Source organism: Nocardioides zeae, assembly GCF_030818655.1.
GTDB classification, from domain to species: domain Bacteria; phylum Actinomycetota; class Actinomycetes; order Propionibacteriales; family Nocardioidaceae; genus Nocardioides; species Nocardioides zeae_A.
Genome location: NZ_JAUTAN010000001.1, coordinates 3678481 through 3695139, shown reverse-complemented (window position 1 = coordinate 3695139; position 16659 = coordinate 3678481). Strand labels below are relative to the sequence as shown.

Annotated in this window: 18 protein-coding genes; 10 read left to right on the top strand and 8 right to left on the bottom strand. The window is 72.4% G+C overall.

Annotated features, from left to right (window positions below):
- The first annotated feature begins 95 nt into the window (after positions 1 to 95).
- Genes QE405_RS17525 through QE405_RS17510 form a run of 4 tightly spaced genes read left to right on the top strand, consistent with a single transcriptional unit; the run spans position 96 to position 3587 of the window.
- On the top strand, positions 96 to 1094 hold the full coding sequence (locus QE405_RS17525) for an ABC transporter ATP-binding protein (RefSeq protein WP_307203090.1): 999 nt from the start codon (positions 96 to 98) through the stop codon (positions 1092 to 1094).
- On the top strand, positions 1091 to 1852 hold the full coding sequence (locus QE405_RS17520) for an ABC transporter permease (protein WP_307203088.1): 762 nt from the start codon (positions 1091 to 1093) through the stop codon (positions 1850 to 1852). The genes QE405_RS17525 and QE405_RS17520 overlap by 4 nt, the downstream gene beginning before the upstream one ends.
- Positions 1849 to 2967 carry a sensor histidine kinase gene (locus QE405_RS17515; RefSeq protein ID WP_307203086.1) on the top strand — a complete coding sequence of 373 codons (1119 nt, stop codon included), beginning with the start codon at positions 1849 to 1851 and terminating at the stop codon, positions 2965 to 2967. The genes QE405_RS17520 and QE405_RS17515 overlap by 4 nt, the downstream gene beginning before the upstream one ends.
- On the top strand, positions 2964 to 3587 hold the full coding sequence (locus tag QE405_RS17510; RefSeq protein ID WP_373459473.1) for a response regulator transcription factor: 624 nt from the start codon (positions 2964 to 2966) through the stop codon (positions 3585 to 3587). The genes QE405_RS17515 and QE405_RS17510 overlap by 4 nt, the downstream gene beginning before the upstream one ends.
- Before the next feature lie 192 nt (positions 3588 to 3779).
- Here the strand turns inward: QE405_RS17510 and QE405_RS17505 are convergent, their stop codons facing one another.
- Positions 3780 to 4982: a TerC family protein gene (locus QE405_RS17505; RefSeq protein ID WP_307203084.1), complete on the bottom strand. Its 1203-nt coding sequence runs from the start codon at positions 4980 to 4982 to the stop codon at positions 3780 to 3782.
- A gap of 126 nt (positions 4983 to 5108) precedes the next feature.
- A complete protein-coding gene (locus QE405_RS17500) occupies positions 5109 to 6230 on the bottom strand; it encodes an SGNH/GDSL hydrolase family protein (RefSeq protein WP_307203082.1) in 1122 nt (373 codons plus the stop codon).
- Between the two features lie 342 nt (positions 6231 to 6572).
- Between QE405_RS17500 and QE405_RS17495 the strand changes: the two genes are divergently transcribed.
- Together QE405_RS17495 and QE405_RS17490 are read left to right on the top strand one after the other, a co-directional pair.
- A complete protein-coding gene (locus QE405_RS17495; protein ID WP_307203080.1) occupies positions 6573 to 6710 on the top strand; it encodes a hypothetical protein in 138 nt (45 codons plus the stop codon).
- A 187-nt stretch (positions 6711 to 6897) separates the two neighbouring features.
- Entirely contained in the window at positions 6898 to 7509 is a 612-nt protein-coding gene (locus QE405_RS17490; protein ID WP_307203078.1) for a YceI family protein, read from the top strand.
- Between the two features lie 89 nt (positions 7510 to 7598).
- Here QE405_RS17490 and QE405_RS17485 read toward each other — a convergent pair whose 3' ends face one another.
- Complete coding sequence (locus QE405_RS17485) at positions 7599 to 8021, bottom strand: DUF1707 SHOCT-like domain-containing protein (RefSeq protein WP_307203076.1); 423 nt, start codon at positions 8019 to 8021, stop codon at positions 7599 to 7601.
- Positions 8018 to 8767 (bottom strand): PadR family transcriptional regulator, encoded by a 750-nt coding sequence (locus QE405_RS17480; protein WP_307203074.1) that lies wholly within the window; start codon positions 8765 to 8767, stop codon positions 8018 to 8020. The genes QE405_RS17485 and QE405_RS17480 overlap by 4 nt, the downstream gene beginning before the upstream one ends.
- A gap of 126 nt (positions 8768 to 8893) precedes the next feature.
- Between QE405_RS17480 and QE405_RS17475 the strand changes: the two genes are divergently transcribed.
- Positions 8894 to 9889 carry a glycoside hydrolase family 6 protein gene (locus tag QE405_RS17475; RefSeq protein ID WP_307203071.1) on the top strand — a complete coding sequence of 332 codons (996 nt, stop codon included), beginning with the start codon at positions 8894 to 8896 and terminating at the stop codon, positions 9887 to 9889.
- Positions 9890 to 9893: 4 nt separating this feature from the next.
- Here the strand turns inward: QE405_RS17475 and QE405_RS17470 are convergent, their stop codons facing one another.
- Entirely contained in the window at positions 9894 to 10385 is a 492-nt protein-coding gene (locus QE405_RS17470; protein ID WP_373459472.1) for a glutathione peroxidase, read from the bottom strand.
- A gap of 124 nt (positions 10386 to 10509) precedes the next feature.
- Positions 10510 to 10683, bottom strand: coding sequence for a CsbD family protein (locus QE405_RS17465; protein WP_163771602.1), 174 nt, complete (start codon positions 10681 to 10683; stop codon positions 10510 to 10512).
- Between the two features lie 122 nt (positions 10684 to 10805).
- On the opposite strand from QE405_RS17465, the gene QE405_RS17460 reads away from it, so the two are divergent.
- Complete coding sequence (locus QE405_RS17460) at positions 10806 to 11210, top strand: hypothetical protein (RefSeq protein WP_307203069.1); 405 nt, start codon at positions 10806 to 10808, stop codon at positions 11208 to 11210.
- A 79-nt stretch (positions 11211 to 11289) separates the two neighbouring features.
- On the opposite strand, the gene QE405_RS17455 is transcribed toward QE405_RS17460, so the two are convergent.
- Together QE405_RS17455 and QE405_RS17450 are read right to left on the bottom strand one after the other, a co-directional pair.
- Positions 11290 to 13488: a 3-hydroxyacyl-CoA dehydrogenase NAD-binding domain-containing protein gene (locus QE405_RS17455; protein ID WP_307203067.1), complete on the bottom strand. Its 2199-nt coding sequence runs from the start codon at positions 13486 to 13488 to the stop codon at positions 11290 to 11292.
- Positions 13489 to 13517: 29 nt separating this feature from the next.
- Entirely contained in the window at positions 13518 to 14729 is a 1212-nt protein-coding gene (locus QE405_RS17450; protein WP_307203066.1) for an acetyl-CoA C-acetyltransferase, read from the bottom strand.
- Between the two features lie 197 nt (positions 14730 to 14926).
- Between QE405_RS17450 and QE405_RS17445 the strand changes: the two genes are divergently transcribed.
- Together QE405_RS17445 and speD are read left to right on the top strand one after the other, a co-directional pair.
- A complete protein-coding gene (locus QE405_RS17445) occupies positions 14927 to 16219 on the top strand; it encodes an AI-2E family transporter (RefSeq protein ID WP_307203064.1) in 1293 nt (430 codons plus the stop codon).
- Positions 16216 to 16659: an S-adenosylmethionine decarboxylase gene (speD, locus tag QE405_RS17440; protein ID WP_307203062.1), complete on the top strand. Its 444-nt coding sequence runs from the start codon at positions 16216 to 16218 to the stop codon at positions 16657 to 16659. Before QE405_RS17445 ends, speD begins: the two co-directional genes overlap by 4 nt.

The window sequence follows — 16659 nt, the reverse complement described above, 5'->3', positions numbered from 1 at the left end:
GCCACCGCGCACCAGCGCCCGCATGACAGGTGTCACGGCAGGATCGTGACAGGCGGGCACGGCGCCGGACCGCCTCCCGGCGGCAGGCTCGGGCCATGACCACGACCCACCCCGACGGGCCCCGCGCCACCCGGCCGCACGACGGCCCCGCGGTCGCGCTGCGGGCCCTGACCAAGACGTTCCACACCCGCGCCGGCGACGTGACGGCCGTCCGGGGCATCGACCTGACGATCCAGCCCGGCGAGGTGGTGGCCGTCCTCGGTCCCAACGGCGCCGGCAAGACGACGACCCTCGACATGCTCCTGGGCCTCACCGAGCCGACGAGCGGCAGCGTCGAGGTCGTCGGCCTCGCGCCCCGCCGGGCGATCGCGACGGCCCGCGTCTCGGCGGTGCTGCAGACCGGCGGCCTGCTCCACGACCTCACGGTCGGGGAGACGGTGCGGCTCGTCGCGTCGACGTACCGGCACCCCGCACCCGTCGACGACGTGCTCGAGCGCGCCGGCCTCACCGGGCTCGCGTCCCGGCTGGTCTCGAAGTGCTCGGGCGGGGAGCAGCAGCGGCTGCGGTTCGCGCTGGCACTGCTGCCCGAGCCCGACCTGCTCGTCCTCGACGAGCCGACCGCGGGCATGGACGTGACGGCCCGCCGCGACTTCTGGGCGGCGATGCACGCGGAGGCCGCCGGCGGCCGGACGGTCGTGTTCGCCACGCACTACCTCGAGGAGGCGGACCAGTTCGCCGACCGCATCGTCGTCGTGGCCGACGGCCGCGTGATCGCCGACGGCACGACCGCCGAGATCCGGTCGCGGGCGTCGGGCCGCACGGTGCGCGCCACCCTGCCGGCGACGCTGTCGTTCGACGCGCGGCACGCGACGCTCGTCGGCCTGCGCCGTCACCCCGGCGCCGCCAGCGTGACGGTCGACGAGTCCGGTCGCGTCACGGTGGTCGCCACCGACTCCGACGCGGTGGCCCGCGCGCTCCTCGTCGACGTCGGCGCCCACGACCTCGAGGTCGTGGCCGGCTCCCTCGACGACGCCTTCGTCGCCCTCACCAGCGCATCCGCCGGTGCGACCGCTCCCCAGGAGGAGTCCCGATGAACACGACCTACCTCGGCCTCGAGCTCCGCCGCATCCTCCGCGACCGCGCGAGCCTGTTCTTCATCGTCGCCCTGCCGGCGTTCCTCTACGTCGTCTTCGGCGCCACCCAGGACGGCTCGCAGGCCTCGGTCGGCAACGGCAACGTGGCGCTCTACATCATGCTGTCGATGGCGGCGTACGGCGCGGTGACCGCCACCGTCGGCATCGGCGGCACCGCCGCCGTCGAGCGCCTGCAGGGCTGGGGCCGCCAGCTGGGCCTGACGCCGCTGCCCGACCTCGGCTTCGTGGTCGTGAAGGCCGCCCTCGCGGTGCTGGTCTCGCTGCTGCCCGTGGCCCTCATCTCGGTCGTCGGCGCGCTCACCGGCGCCTCCGGCACCGCGTCCGCGTGGGCGCTGAGCCTGCTCGCGATCGCAGTCGGCTCGGTCGTCTTCGCCCTGTTCGGCCTGTGCGCGGGGCTCGCGTTCCGGAGCGAGGCCGCGGTGAGCGCGGCGAGCGGTATGGTCGTGATCCTGGCGTTCCTGGGCAACGTGTTCGTGCCCCTGAGCGGCACCCTGCTGACGATCGCGAAGTTCACGCCGCTCTACGGGTACGCCACGCTCGCCCGCTACCCCGTCACGGAGGGCCGCCTCATCTCGAACGACGGTTCCGACCTCGGCACCGACCCGCTCTGGGTCCCGCTGCTCAACCTGGGCGTGTGGTGCGGCGTGCTCGGCGTCGTCGCGGTGCTCCTGGTGCGTCGGGGGCGCGCCCGCCCATGAGCTCCGCCACTGCGACCTCCCCCGTCGGTACGACGCAGCACCGTCCCCCGCCGGACCCCGGCGCCCGCTGGGGCTGGGCCATGGCCTGCGTCTGGCTGGTCTTCATGCTCTTCCCGGTGCTCGACCTGCTCCAGACGCCGCGGCCGCTCTCCCAGCAGGTCGCCGGGTGGGTCGTGGTGACGCTCTTCGTCGCGGTCTACGTCCACGGCTTCGTCATCGCCGACCTGGGGTGGATGCAGCGTCGGCTGCCGTCGTGGTGGCCGGTGGCGGGGACGGCGGTGCTCCTCGTGCTGAGCGCCGCGGGGGTCGCCCTCCAGGGGCTCTCCTCCATGGGGCTGTTCATCTACACGTCGGCGTACGCCATGTTCCTGGCCCCGCTGCGACTCGCCTCGGTGGTGGTCGGGGCCCTCGTCGCGACCACGGCCGCGCTGGCCGCCTTCGTCGACGCGTTCTCCGGGGGCGCCTTCTTCGTGCCGGTGCTCGTCGCGACCGTCGTCACGATGGCGGTCGCGCGCGTGCTCGAGGACCGGCGCGACCTGTTCCGCGAGCTCGGCGAGGAGATGGCACTCGTCGCCGAGCGGGAGCGGGTGGCCCGGGACGTCCACGACGTGCTGGGGCACAGCCTGACCGTCGTCGTCGCCAAGGCCGAGCTCGCCGAGCGGCTCGTCGACCTCGACCCGGAGCGCGCGAAGGCCGAGATCGCCTCGATCCGCTCGCTCAGCCGGGAGGCGCTCGGGGAGGTGCGGGCCACCGTGTCCGGCCTGCGGGTCGCCCGGCTCGGCGACGAGCTGGCCTCCGCCCGGGAGGCCCTGACGTCGGCGGGGATCGTCGCCGACGTGCCGACCGATCCCGACGTCGTCGACCCGCGGCGCCGCATCGTGGTCGCCTGGGTGCTCCGCGAGGCCGTCACCAACGTGGTGCGGCACAGCGGCGCGTCCCGCTGCTCGGTCGAGCTCGGCGACGCCCGGCTCGTCGTCGCCGACGACGGGCGGGGCGGGCCGCACGCGCCCGGCAACGGGCTGCGCGGCATCGGCGAGCGCGTCCGCGCCGCCGGGGGGACCCTCACCGTGAGCTGCGGGCCCGAGGGCGGGACACGGCTGGAGGTCGCCTGGTGAGCACCATCCGCATCCTCCTCGCCGACGACCAGGCGCTCGTGCGGGGCGCGCTGGCGGCGCTCCTCGACCTCGAGCCCGACCTCGAGGTCGTGGCCCAGGTCGGGCGGGCCGACGACGTGGTCGCCGCCGCGGAGCGCAGCGCGGCCCAGGTCTGCCTGCTCGACATCGAGATGCCGGGCAGCGCGGCCGTCCCGGACGGCATCGCGGCGGCGGCGGAGCTCGCCCGCGCCGTACCCACCGCCCGCTCCCTCATGGTCACCACCTTCGGGCGCCCGGGCTACCTGCGGCGTGCGCTCGAGTCGGGGGCCGCCGGCTTCGTCGTCAAGGACACGCCGGCGGGCGAGCTCGCCGAGGCGGTACGGCGCGTGCACGCCGGCCTGCGCGTCGTCGACCCCCTCCTGGCGGGGGAGTCGCTGGCGGGCGGCGCCAACCCGCTGACCGAGCGCGAGGCGGAGGTGCTGCGCGTGGCCCTCGACGGTGGCCCGGTCGCGCGGATCGCCGAGCGCGTCCACCTCTCGCCGGGCACGGTCCGCAACTACCTCTCGGCCGCCATCGGCAAGACCGGCACGACCACCCGCGTCGAGGCCGCGCGCGTGGCCCGGGACCGCGGCTGGATCTGAACCCCGACCACCCGGGGACGTCCTCGCGGACGTAGTCCCTGACGTTCCGCACCGTGTCGCCGTCCGGACACGGCGTGTCGAGTGCAGAACGTCAGGGACTACGAGCGGGGGGACCGCAGACCACCGGGATACGGAACGGGGCCGGAGCGACCCGGTGGTCGCTCCGGCCCCGCCGGTGCTGGGTGACGGACCTCAGAGGGTCTTGCCGCCCGGGGCGACGTCATCGTGCGCCTCGTGCACCCGGGCGAACAGGGCGTCGAGCTCGGCCCGCTCCTTCGGCTCGGGCTGGAACTTCTCCGGCAGGTCGGCGATCTGCTGCTCCTTGGCGGCGACGACCGCGTAGAGACGCTGGTGCTCGGCCGGGTCGTGCGTGTAGGAGCCGTCGAGGTAGTGCTCGGCGTTGGCCTTGGCCGCCTTGATCGTCGACTCCGCCTTGCCCTTGGGCGAGAGCAGCGACGCGATGACCGTGATGGCGAGGACGCCGACGATGACGCTCAGCGAGACCGCGATCGAGACCTCGGGGATCGCGGTGACGTGCTCGCCGCCGTTGATGAACGGGACCTCGTTCTCGTGGAGGGCGTGGATGAAGAGCTTCACGCCGATGAAGCCGAGGATGACCGCCAGGCCGTAGGACAGGAACACGAGGCGGTCGAGCAGGCCGTCGATGAGGAAGAACAGCTGACGCAGGCCCATGAGCGAGAACGCCGTCGCCGTGAAGACGATGTAGGACTCCTGCGTGAGGCCGAAGATGGCCGGGATCGAGTCGAGCGCGAAGAGCAGGTCGGTGCCGCCGATCGCGATCATCACGAGCAGCATCGGCGTCAGCATGCGCTTGCCGTTGACGACGGTGAACATCTTGTCGCCGTCGTACTCGTCCGAGGTGTGGAACCACTTCTTCGCCAGGCGGATGACGAAGTTGTCGATCTCGCCCTCCTCCTCGTCCTCCTCCTTCAGCAGCGACAGCGCCGTGTAGATGAGGATCGCGCCGAAGAGGTAGAAGACCCAGGAGAAGTTGTTGATGGCCGCAGCGCCCACGAAGATGAACGCGCTGCGGGCGAAGAGAGCGAACACGATGCCGAAGAGCAGCACCTTCTGCTGGTCCTCGCGCGGCACCTTGAAGCTCGCCATGATGATGAGGAACACGAAGAGGTTGTCGACGCTGAGCGCCTTCTCCGTGATGTAGCCGGCGAAGTACTCACCGCCGAACGTCGAACCCCACTCCCAGAGCACGAAGAACCCGAACGCGACCGCGAGCCCGACGTAGATCGCCGACCAGATCGCCGCTTCCTTCAGCGTGGGGATGTGGGCCTTCCGCACGTGGAAGAAGAAGTCGAAGGCCAGGAGACCTGCGATGACGGCGATGGTGAGACCCCAGATCAGTGGGGAGACATCCATGGACGGGCTCCGATCGGTTCATTCAGACAGAGGGAGAGGTCGGGGTACGCCCCAGGTGGTGCCCGCGGCGTACCCCTCTCAAGATCACCTCAACGAGCCGATGCCCTCGGTGGTTCCCGACGGGCGTCACTCGGCGGGCGCCGCACCCCGCTCGACGGCGTCGTGGGCCTCGTCGAGCTGCGCCACGTCGACCTCGGCGGGGCTCACCCCGCGGTCGTACGGCGCGCGCTCGGCCTGCAGCGCGGCCTGCTCGCCGCCCCGGGCAGCGGCCTCGGCGAGGACGGCGTCGGTGACCGTCACCGTCGTGCCCACGGCGGCACCGACGAGCGGCGCGTAGCCCTGGGCGTGGCCCGCGACGTTGGGGTGGTAGCTCTCGACGACCGGGTTGGACAGGCCGTTGAGCCACTCCGGGTCGTCGCAGACGGCGTGGCCGGTGAAGGCGCTCGTCGGGTCCACGAAGGTGAAGCCGGCCGCGGCGGCCGCGGCCGAGGTGCGGCTGTTGAGCTGGTCGGCCGTCGTGTTGAGGCGGGCCTGCTCCTCGGGCGAGAAGAAGGTGAGGGCGTCGCAGTCCTCCCCCATGAACAGCCGCGGGTAGCCCGCGACGACGACCTCCGCGGACGGTGCGGCGGCACGGATCTCGGCGTAGAGACCGGAGAGCCGCGCGGGCAGCGTCGAGGCCACGAAGGACTGGGCCCCGTCGACGGCGGCGTCGCAGTCGCTCGCCCAGGCCGGGAGCGCGCACTCCGTGATCACCCCCGTGAAGTCGGCGTCGTTGCCGCCGATGGTCAGCGTGACCAGGTCGGTGTCGGGCCCGAGCGCACCCAGCTGGTTGGCCCGGACGTCCGCGACGACCGATCCCGAGCAGGCGCGGAGGTCGAGGGCGTAGCCGTTCGCCGCGGCGAGCAGCGAGGGGAAGGCACTGGTGGAGCGCAGGCACTCCGTCCCGTCCTCGAGGTAGCTGCGGGTGCCGGTGCCCGACGAGTAGGAGTCGCCGAGGGCCACGTAGGACGACCCGGCCGGCACCGCCGCTCCGACGGCACCGCCGCCGACCGACGTGGAGCCGGAGACGCCCGGCGTCGGGGACGCGGTGTCGGGGCCGGTCCCGGTCGAGCCCGAGACCGGGTCGGCGACGGCGGCGCCGCTCCCGAGCGCCGTTGCGGCGAGGACGAGACCGGCTCCGGTGGCGAGCAGGCGGCCCGCGGGCCGGGCCCACGATCGGCCGGTGGACAGGACGGGGTGGATCGCCATGTGTTCCTCCCGAGAATGATGGCGAGACGGGTGGCGCCCGAGCGGCACCACCAGCACCGTAGGCGCGGCCACCGACGGTCCGCCACCCTCGCGGGCCCCGCCCCGACCGGACCCTTCCGGTTGCGTGCGCGGGGTCGTTCACCTCTCGTTCACCTTCAGGCGCCCGCTGTTCACCGTCCGCGACCCCCCGAAGTGGAGCGGTTCCGACTCTCCAACGCCCGTTTGCACCCCTCCAGTGGGGGACGAGCACCACATCGGGGCCGATTCCGGCGTCGTCGACTACCGAAGTGGCGACCGATGGGCTATCTTTCGGTGAACGGAACATGAACAGGAGGTGTCACCATGCACAACGTCGCACAGGACCGCCGCTCCGCGCCCGCCATGACCTGGGTCAAGGTCACGGACATCAAGGGCCGCACGCGCATGGAGGCTCGCTGGACCTCGGCCTCGTCGGCCGTCGCCCGACCGGCCGCCGCCTGACGCACACCGCACCCACCACTCCACGTCGGAGCCGCTGCCCCAGCCGGGGCAGCGGCTCCGTCTGCATTTCACCGGGGGTCCACCGACCGCTCCCCCGCCGGGGCTTGACGCTTCAACCGGACCGGAGTACGGTTTCTGTTGAAAGTTCAACTAGAACGCCACAGACCATCCCCCGGAGGACCGCACCATGGGCATCTTCAACCGCAAGACCACCACCGACACCCCGTCCGCGTCCGACTTCGACGCCCCCACCACGCTGCTCGACGACATCGCGGGTGACTACGCCCTCGACATCACGCACACGCGCTTCGGCTTCTCCGTGCGCCACGCGATGGTGACGACGGTGCGCGGCTCCTTCAAGGAGTTCGAGGGCACGGCGCACGTCGACACGGCCGTCCCGGCCAACTCGAAGGTGGACATCACCCTCAAGGCCGCCAGCATCGACACGGGCAACGCGGACCGTGACGGTCACCTGCAGACCGGCGACTTCTTCCAGGCCGACGTGTTCCCCAACATCACCTTCGTCTCGACCAAGGTCGAGCGCGAGGACGCCGACACCTGGCTCGTCACGGGCGACCTCACCATCAAGGACGTCACGAAGCCCGTCACCGTCGAGCTCGAGCAGACCGGCTCGGCCCGCGACCCGTTCGGCAACGTGCGCATCGGCTTCGAGGGTGGCGTCACCATCAACCGCAAGGACTGGGGCCTGACCTACAACGCGGCCCTCGAGACCGGCGGCGTGCTCATCTCGGAGAAGGTCAAGCTCGAGTTCGACATCTCCGCGGTCCAGTCCGCCTGAGCGACCCCCGCGCGGTCCCGTCGCACCCCGACGGGGCACCCACCGACGCCCCCGCCTCCCGTCACCCCGGGAGTGCGGGGGCGTCGTCGTCAGGTCGCCCGGCGGGCGAACAGGAAGGCGAACACCACCGCGAGCGGCAGCAGCACGAGGAGGCCGCCCACCTCGCCGAGGGCGGTGAGGCCGAACACCACGAGGAGCACGACCCCGAGGCCGGCCGACCAGGTACGGCGCGCCGCCCGACCCGGGGGTCGGCGGCGGACCACGTCGTGCCGGGGGGCGTTCCAGTCCACCCCGTCATCGGCCCGCCGCACCGGCGAGCCCCCGATCGCCGCGGGGTGCGGAGCGGGCAGGTCGTCGAACAGCGGGCGGAGGTCCGCGGCGTACCGCGCCGTCCACACCTGCGCCACCCGCTCCTCGTGCTCCTCGACGTCCAGCCGTCCCGCGACGTGGTGCTCACCGAGCACCTGCGCCGCCTCGGCGCGCTCCGCGTCGGAGAGGCGCAGGTCGGTCACTTGTCGCCCTCGGCCAGGATCCCGTAGAGACGGCGGCGTGCGTCGGCCAGCACCTCCAGCGCCTGCTTGCGCTGCGCGTCGGTCCCGGTCGCGACGATCTGCCACAGGGCGCTCATGACCTGCCCGATCTCGGGGAGCGCACCCTGCGGGTCCGGCTCCGGCGGGGCGAACGGCCGCCAGACGGCGGCGAGCTCGTCGGCGTGGGCCGCGACGTACTCCCGCCCCTCCGCCGTCAGGGTGAGCGTGCGTCGTCCCACGGGCTCGTCGGCGACGACGAGGCCCTCGTCCTCCAACTGCTGGATCGTCGGGTAGACCGAGCCCGGCGAGGGCTTCCACTCGCCGTGGGAGCGCTCCGCGATCTCGTTGATGACCTGGTAGCCGTTGCGCGGCTCCTCGGACAGCACGTCGAGGATCGCCGCGCGCACGTCGCCGCGCTTGACGCGCGGTCCGCTCGGCCGGGGACGCTCGGCCGGGGCGTCGAAGCCGAGCAGCGCCGCCATCCACGGCGGCACCGGTTGGCCGTGGCGGCCGCCGGGGCGACCGGGGCGGCCGCTGCCGCGACCCGGACCCCGACCGGGACGCGGCCCGCGTCGGCCGGGCTGCGGCGGACCGAACGAGGACAGCGCCTCGCCCCAGGCGGCCCACTCTCCGCCACCGAACCGGTCGGATCCACCGCGACGCCGCTGACCGGTGCCCTCACCGGTGTCGTCGTCACGCTCCGGGTCGTCCTCGGGGTCGTTCCACATGACAGCTCCTCATCGACAGTCGGCGATATATCGCGAGCGTACGCCGACCGGTGCGCTCGGCCAAGGAACGCCCAAGGAACGGCCAAGGGGGCCGTGCCCGGGTGAGGGGCGCCGTACGCTCCGCCCATGTCCCCGCGCCGCGCGCCCTGGACGGTCGCCGGCGTCGCGGTCGTCACCCTGCTCCTGAGCCTCCTCTCCCCCGGCGGCACGCCCGTCGCCGGGGCGTCCCCGGCCGCCGCGGCAGCGCCCGCCGCCGCTCCGGCGGCGCTCGACCCCCGGCTGACCCGCGGGCTCCTCGTCGACCCCTCCAGCCTCGCGATGAAGGCCGCGGCGAAGGATGCGGCGTTCAAGCCCATCGCCGGCGTCGCCCAGGCGCGGTGGTTCACCTCCGCGCTGCCGGTCTCCCGGGCCCGGTCGACGGCGAAGGCCTGGGGCGACCTCGGCGTGCGGAGCGCCAGGACCCCGCTCGTCGCCATCTACGCCCTGCCGGGGCGCGACTGCGGGGGCCACTCGGCGGGCGGGTTCGACGCGACGACGTACCGCTCGTGGATCCGCGAGGTCGCCGCGGGGCTCAAGGGCTCCCGCGCCGTCGCCGTGCTCGAGCCCGACGCGCTCGCGCTGCTCGGCTCCTGCAGCGGGCAGGAGAGCTGGCTGCCGCTGATCCGGTACGCCGCGCAGCAGCTCCAGGCGGCCGGGGTGTGGGTCTACCTCGACGCCGGGCACTCCTCCTGGCAGCCGGCCTCCGTCATGGCCGACCGGATCGCGCAGGCCGGGATCGCCTACGCCCGCGGGGTGGCGGTCAACGTCAGCAACTACCAGCGCACCAACACGGTGGGCGCCTACGGGCAGCAGGTGGTCGCGGAGCTGGCGAAGCGCGGTGCCCGCAACAAGACCGTGCTCGTCGACTCCTCGCGCAACGGCGCCGGCGCACCGGCGGACGGCCAGTGGTGCAACCCGACGTCGGCCCGGCTCGGCATGACGACGCGGGTGGTGAACGCGAAGAGCATCGACTTCGTCGCGTGGATCAAGCGCCCGGGCGAGTCCGACGGCACCTGCAACGGGGGGCCGCCGGCCGGCCAGTGGTGGCCGGCCGGGGCCAAGCGCCTCATGGCGACGCCCTGAGGCGTCAGGCCGCGAGCGCCTTCTCGATGTCGCCGGCGATCTTCTCCGGCTTCTTCGTCGGGGCGTAGCGGCCGATGACCCGCCCGTCGCGGCCGACGAGGAACTTCGTGAAGTTCCACTTGATCTTGCCGCCGAGCAGGCCGGACTTCTCGTGGCGCAGCCACTCGTAGACCGGGTGCGCGTCGGGCCCGTTGACGTCGACCTTGGCGAACATCGGGAACGTGACGCCGTAGTTGCGCTGGCAGAAGGACCCGATCTCGTCGGCGTCGCCGGGCTCCTGGCCGTTGAACTGGTTGCACGGGAAGCCGAGGACGACGAGGCCCCGGTCGCCGTACTTCTGGTAGAGCTCCTCAAGGCCCTCGAACTGGGGCGTGAACCCGCACTGGCTGGCGGTGTTGACGACGAGGACGACCTTGCCGGCGTACGTCGACAGGGGCTCGACGTGGCCGTCGAGCCGGGTCGCGGTGAAGTCGGTCAGGGTGCTCTGCGTGCTCACGGGGCTCCTCGGGCTTCCTCGGGTCGCTGCGGACGTGCGTCGGGGCGGGACACCGGTGGTTCGGTGCCGATCATCGCGCGGATGGCTGCGGCCCACCAGTGTCCCGCCCCGGGGGCGGTGAGGATCAGGAGCGGAAGACGTCCTTGACGTTCTCGCCGGCCTGCTTGGCGGACGCCTTGGTCTGGTCCGCCTTGCCCTCCGCCTTCAGCTCGTCGTCGTTCTTCGCGTCGCCGAGGGCCTCCTTGGCCTTGCCAGCGAGGTCCTGCGCGGTGTTCTTGGCCTTGTCGGCGATACCCATGGTGCAACCTCCGTGCGTCGTCGGTGGAACGGTCGCCCTCCACGGTAGGCACGTCGTCGCGAGAACCCCAGGAAGTCCACGATCGGCCCCGCTCGCCGCCCCTCTGCGGCGAGGATGGCGTCATGCAGGTCTCGACACCCGACGGACGCACCGTCGTCGTACGCCGCCGGATGCTCCCCTGGCGCCCCCGACGACGGCTGGGTTACGAGCCCGGCGACGCCAGCGACGGCGACCTCGGGGGCGACAGCCTCGTGGGCATCGTGGTCGGGATCCTGTTCGTCGTCGTCGTGATCCCTCTGCTGGCGATCGTCGGGGCACTCCTCGTCGAGCTGCTGCTCCTCGTGCTCGTCCTGCCGCTGTTCTGGCTCGTGAAGGTGCTGCTGCGCCGCCCCTGGACCGTCGAGGTCGTCGAGCAGCACCGCGTGCTGCGGGCCGAGAGCGTGCGCGGGTGGCGGGCTTCGGGGACGCTGGTCACGACGCTCGCGCAGGAGATCGCCTCAGGTCGCCTGCCGTTGAAGCCCGTCTGAGCCCCGGAACGGGTCGTGGCCCCAGCGCGACGATTTCCGTCGCGCTGGGGCCACGCCCGGGTGGAGCAGGTGGAGCAGGTCAGGCCGGGAAGGACTCCCCGTTGGCGGCCAGCTTGCGGAGGTACTCCGTCGGGCGGAACCGCTCGCCGTACTGGTCGGCCAGCTCGTCGGCCCGGGCGATGAAGGCATCGAGGCCGAGCGCGCCGTCGCGACCCTCGAAGCCGGTCATGTACTGCGCGGCCCCACCCGTGTGCGGCGGGAAGCCGATGCCCATGATGGAGCCGATGTTGGCCGCCGCGGCGGACGTGATGACGCCCTCCTCGAAGGTCTTCGCCGTCTCGAGCGCCTCCAGCACGAGCACGCGGTCCTGCACGTCCTCGAACGGGATCTGCTGCTCGGCCACGGGGAAGGCCTCCGCCAGGCCGGACCACAGGCCCTGGCGCTTGCCGGCCTCGTCGTACTCGTAGAAGCCGGCGCCCTTGAGGCGCGAGGGACGACCGAGCTCGATCATCTTGTCGACCACCGCGAGACCCGGGTGGGGCTCGTAGGCGAGGCCGTCGCGCTCGGCGGCGTCCGCCGTCGCCTTGGCGATCTTCTTCATGAGCTCCATGTTGAGCTCGTCGGTGAGCTGCAGCGTGCCGACGGGGTAGCCCGCCTGCGTGACCGCCCGCTCGAGGGTCTGCGGGTGCACGCCCTCCGCGAGCAGCTGCAGGCCCTCGTTGACCATGAAGCCGATGACGCGCGACGTGTAGAAGCCGCGGCTGTCGTTGACGACGATCGGGGTCTTCTTGATCTGCTGGACCAGGTCGTAGGCCTTCGCCAGCGCGGCGTCGGTCGTCTCCTCGCCGCGGATGATCTCGACGAGCGGCATCTTGTCGACGGGCGAGAAGAAGTGCAGGCCGATGAAGTCCGCCGGACGGTCGACGCCCTCGGCCAGCTCCGTGATGGGCAGCGTCGAGGTGTTGGAGCACAGCAGTGCGTCGGGGTTGACGTGCTCCGCGATCTCGGCGAACACCTTGGCCTTGAGGGCCGGGTCCTCGAAGACGGCCTCGACGACCACGTCGACGCCCGCGAAGTCGGCCGGGTCGGCGGTGGCGTGGATGCGCTCGAGGAACGCCGCCTTGCCCTCCTCGGTCTCGCGCCCGCGGGAGACCGCCTTGTCGAGCAGCTTCTCCGAGTAGGCCTTGCCGCGCTCGGCCGCCTCGACGGAGACGTCCTTGAGGACGACCTGCGCGCCGGACCTGGCGAAGACGTAGGCGATGCCCGCGCCCATCATGCCGGCGCCGAGGACGCCGACCTTCCGGCCCGTGAACTTGTCGTGGCCGTCGGGACGCAGCGAGCCCGCGTTGATGGCCTGCAGGTCGAAGAAGAACGCCTGGATCATGTTCTTGCTCTGCTGGCCGACGATGAGGCCGGTCAGGTAGCGCGACTCGATCCGCGAGGCGGTGTCGAAGTCGACCTGCGCGCCCTCGACCGCGGCCGAGAGGATCGCGCGCGGCGCCTCGTAGGGCGCGCCCTTGATCTGCTGGCGGAGCAGCGCCGGGAAGGCCGGCAGGAACTGCGCGAGCTTCGGCGTCGACGGCGTGCCGCCGGGCATCTTGTAGCCCGGCCGGTCCCACGGCTGCTGCGCGGCCGACGCGTCGTCCGCGACGGAGGCGAGCCACGCCCGGGCGGCGGGGAGGAGCTGCTCGAGGTCGTCGACGAGCTCGTCGACGAGGCCCTTGTCCTTCGCCTGCGCCGGCTTCATGCGCGGACCCTGGAGGAGGATGTCCATGAGCGCGGTCTGGAGGCCGAACATGCGCACGGTGCGGGTGACGCCGCCACCGCCGGGCAGCAGGCCGAGGGACACCTCGGGCAGGCCGATCTGCGCCTTGGGGCTGTTCCACGCGACGCGGTGGTTGGCCGCGAGCGCGATCTCGAGGCCACCGCCGAGGGCCGCGCCGTTGATCGCGGCGACGACGGGCGCGGGGTAGAGCTCCAGCTTGCGGAGGGCAGCCTTCGTGTCCTCGACCATCGCGAAGATCTCGCCCGCGTCCTCGGGACGGGCCTGGACCATGCCCTTCAGGTCGCCACCGGCGAAGAAGGTCTTCTTCCCGCTGGCGAGGACGACGCCCTTCACGGAGCCCTCGGGCTCGGCGTACAGCTGCTCCACCGCGGCCGTCATCGACGTGCGGTAGAGGTCGTTCATCGTGTTGGCGCTCTGGTTCGGGTCGTCGAGGGTGAGGGTGACGATCCCGTCGGCGTCCTTCTCGTAGCGGACGGCGCTCTGCTCGGTCATCTGCTGTTCTCTCCTGGTCGTTCCGGCGCTCAGACGAGCTCGACGATGGTGGCGATGCCCATGCCGCCGCCGACGCAGAGCGTGGCGAGGCCGCGCTTCAGCTCGCGGCGCTCGAGCTCGTCGATGAGCGTGCCGAGGATCATGGCGCCGGTGGCGCCGAGCGGGTGGCCCATGGCGATGGCGCCGCCGTTGACGTTGGTGATCTCGTGGCTGATGCCCATGTCGCGCATGAAGCGCATCGCGACGGCGGCGAACGCCTCGTTGATCTCGAACAGGTCGATGTCGTCGACCGTCAGGTTCGCCTTCGCGAGCGCCTTGCGGGCGGCCGGGGCGGGGCCCGTCAGCATGATGACCGGGTCGGCGCCGGAGACGGCCGCCGAGACGATGCGGGCGCGGGGCGTGAGGCCGGCGCGCTTGCCCGCCTCCTCCGAGCCGATCGCGACGAGCGCGGCGCCGTCGACGATGCCCGAGCTGTTGCCGGCGTGGTGGACGTGGTCGATGCTCTCGAGCCAGTGGTACTTCTCGAGCGCCACGTCGTCGAAGCCCGCGCCCTTGCCGATGTCGGCGAAGGAGGGCTTGAGGGTCGACAGGCTCTCCACCGTCGTGCCGGGGCGGATGAACTCGTCGTGGTCGAGCACGACGAGGCCGTTGGCGTCGACCACGGGGATGACCGAGCCCTTGAAGTAGCCGGCCTCGCGCGCCTTCGCGGCGCGGGCGTTGGACTCCGCGGCGTACGCGTCGACGTCCTCGCGGCTCCAGCCCTCGACCGTGGCGATGAGGTCGGCGCCGATGCCCTGCGGCACGAAGCTGGTCTGCAGCGCGGTGGCCGGGTCCATCGCCCAGGCGCCGCCGTCGGAGGCCATGGGCACGCGGCTCATGGACTCGACGCCGCCGGCGAGGATGAGGTCCTCGAAGCCGCCGCGGATGCGCGACGCGGCCTGGTTGACGGCCTCGAGCCCGGAGGCGCAGAAGCGGTTGAGCTGCACGCCCGCGACGGTGTCGGGCAGGCCCGCCTTGAGCGCCGCGGTCTTCGCGATGTCCGCGCCCTGGTCGCCGACCGGGCTGACGACGCCGAGCACGACGTCGTCGACGACGGCGGGGTCGAGGTCGGGGTTGCGCTTGCGGGTCTCGTCGATCAGGCCGACGACGAGGTCGATGGGCTTCACCTCGTGGAGGGAGCCGGTCTTCTTGCCCTTGCCACGCGGCGTACGAACGTGGTCGTACACGAATGCTTCTGCCATGTCGGTCCTTGCCTGCCTCGATGGTTGCAGTGGATCGGCCTCCGGGCAGACCCGTGCCGATCGGTGTCCGTCGCCGATTGTGACACCATTACTGTCAACGTGGAAGGTCCGGGGCCCCTCGAGTGACCCGTGAGTAACAAAACGGCCCGTACGGCGCACCGCCGCGCCCGCCGGACCCGACGGCCTAGGGTTGGCCCGTGACGACGTCCTCCGCCAGCGAGAACCCGGACCATCGACCCCGACCCCAGCCCGACCGTGCGGACGTGATCGACCGCGGCCTGGGCAAGCTCAACGTCTGGGGCATCCGGCTCATCGTGGGCGCGGTGTCGCTCTACATCCTGGGGTGGATCGTCGGGCACACGTGGGTCGTCTGGTTCCCCGTCGCGCTCGCGCTCGTCCTCGCGACCCTGCTGGCGCCACCCACCACGTGGCTGCGGCGGCACGGCGTGCCGTCGACCCTGGCCGCGGCCGGCGTGATGCTCGGCTTCCTCGGCAGCCTCGTCCTCGTGGGCTACCTGCTGGCGCCCCAGGTGGCCGGCCAGTCCAACGACATCGCCGACAGCGCCGTGCGCGGCGTCGGCGAGGTGCGCGACTGGTTGCAGGACGGTCCGCTGCAGATCAGCGACGGCCAGATCACGCAGGCCTTCGAGACCGTGCAGGACTGGCTGACCGACCAGTCGGCCAACATCAGCGCCGGGGTGATCACCGGCATCTCGGCGGTCACGAACGTGCTCATCAACCTCGTGCTGATGCTCATCCTGACGTTCCTCTTCATCAAGGACGGCCACCGCTTCCTGCCGTGGGTCTCCGCGATCGGCGGCCGCCGCGTCGGGGGCCACTTCGTGGAGGTCATCAGCCGGGCGTGGAACACCCTGGGCGGCTTCATCCGCACCCAGGCGCTCGTGTCCTTCATCGACGCGCTCTTCATCGGGCTCGGCCTGGTGTTCATCGGCGTCCCGCTCGCCATCCCCCTGGCGATCCTCACCTTCTTCGCCGGGTTCATCCCGATCGTCGGCGCCGTCACCGCCGGAGCGCTCGCCTGCCTCGTCACGCTCGTGACCAACGGGCCCGGTGACGCGCTCATCGTGCTCATCATCATCGTGGCCGTCCAGCAGCTCGAGGGGAACGTGCTCTCCCCGTGGCTGCAGGGCAAGAGCATGCGGCTGCACGCCGGCATCGTGCTCATGTCCGTCACGGCCGGCTCGACCATCTTCGGCATCACGGGCGCGTTCCTCGCCGTGCCCGTCGCGGCGACGGTGGTGGAGGTGCTTCGCTACCTCAACGAGAGCGTCGACGAGGCGGTGGCGGCGGACGCGCCGTACCAGGACGCCCACGGCGCCCGCGGGCCCGACGGCCCCGCCGGCGCCCACCCCGTCGCTGCCCGAGGACGTGCCGCACACGGAGGACGGCCTCACCCCGGCCGAGCTGCGGGAGAAGCACGATCCGGACGCGTGAGACCGGGTACGGCGGGGAAGGGTCCCCCGCCGTGAGCCTGGATGCCCCCCTCGCGGCCGCGTCGGCGACGGCGCCCGTCACCGCGCCCGTCACCGCGCCCGTCACCGCGCCCGTCACCGCGCCGTCCGGTGACGAGATGTGCTCCTACGCGCTCGACGTCTGGACCGACCACCCGACGGTGCTGGCCGACGCGGTCGCGATGGTGGCCGTGCTGCGCGAGGCGGCGGCCGCCGGCGGGGCCGTGGTGCTCGGCGAGGCCGCGCACGTCTTCCCGAACGGCGCGGTGACGATGTCGCTCGTGCTGTCGCAGTCGCACCTCGCCGTGCACACGTGGCCCGAGCACGACCTGGCCAACGTCGACCTGCTGACGTGCGGCGTGCTCGAGGGCGAGGCCATCGTGGCCGCCGTGGCGCGGGGGCTCCACGCGCGGCGTACCCGGGTGACGCGCACGATGCGGCCCGTCACCGCGGAGTGA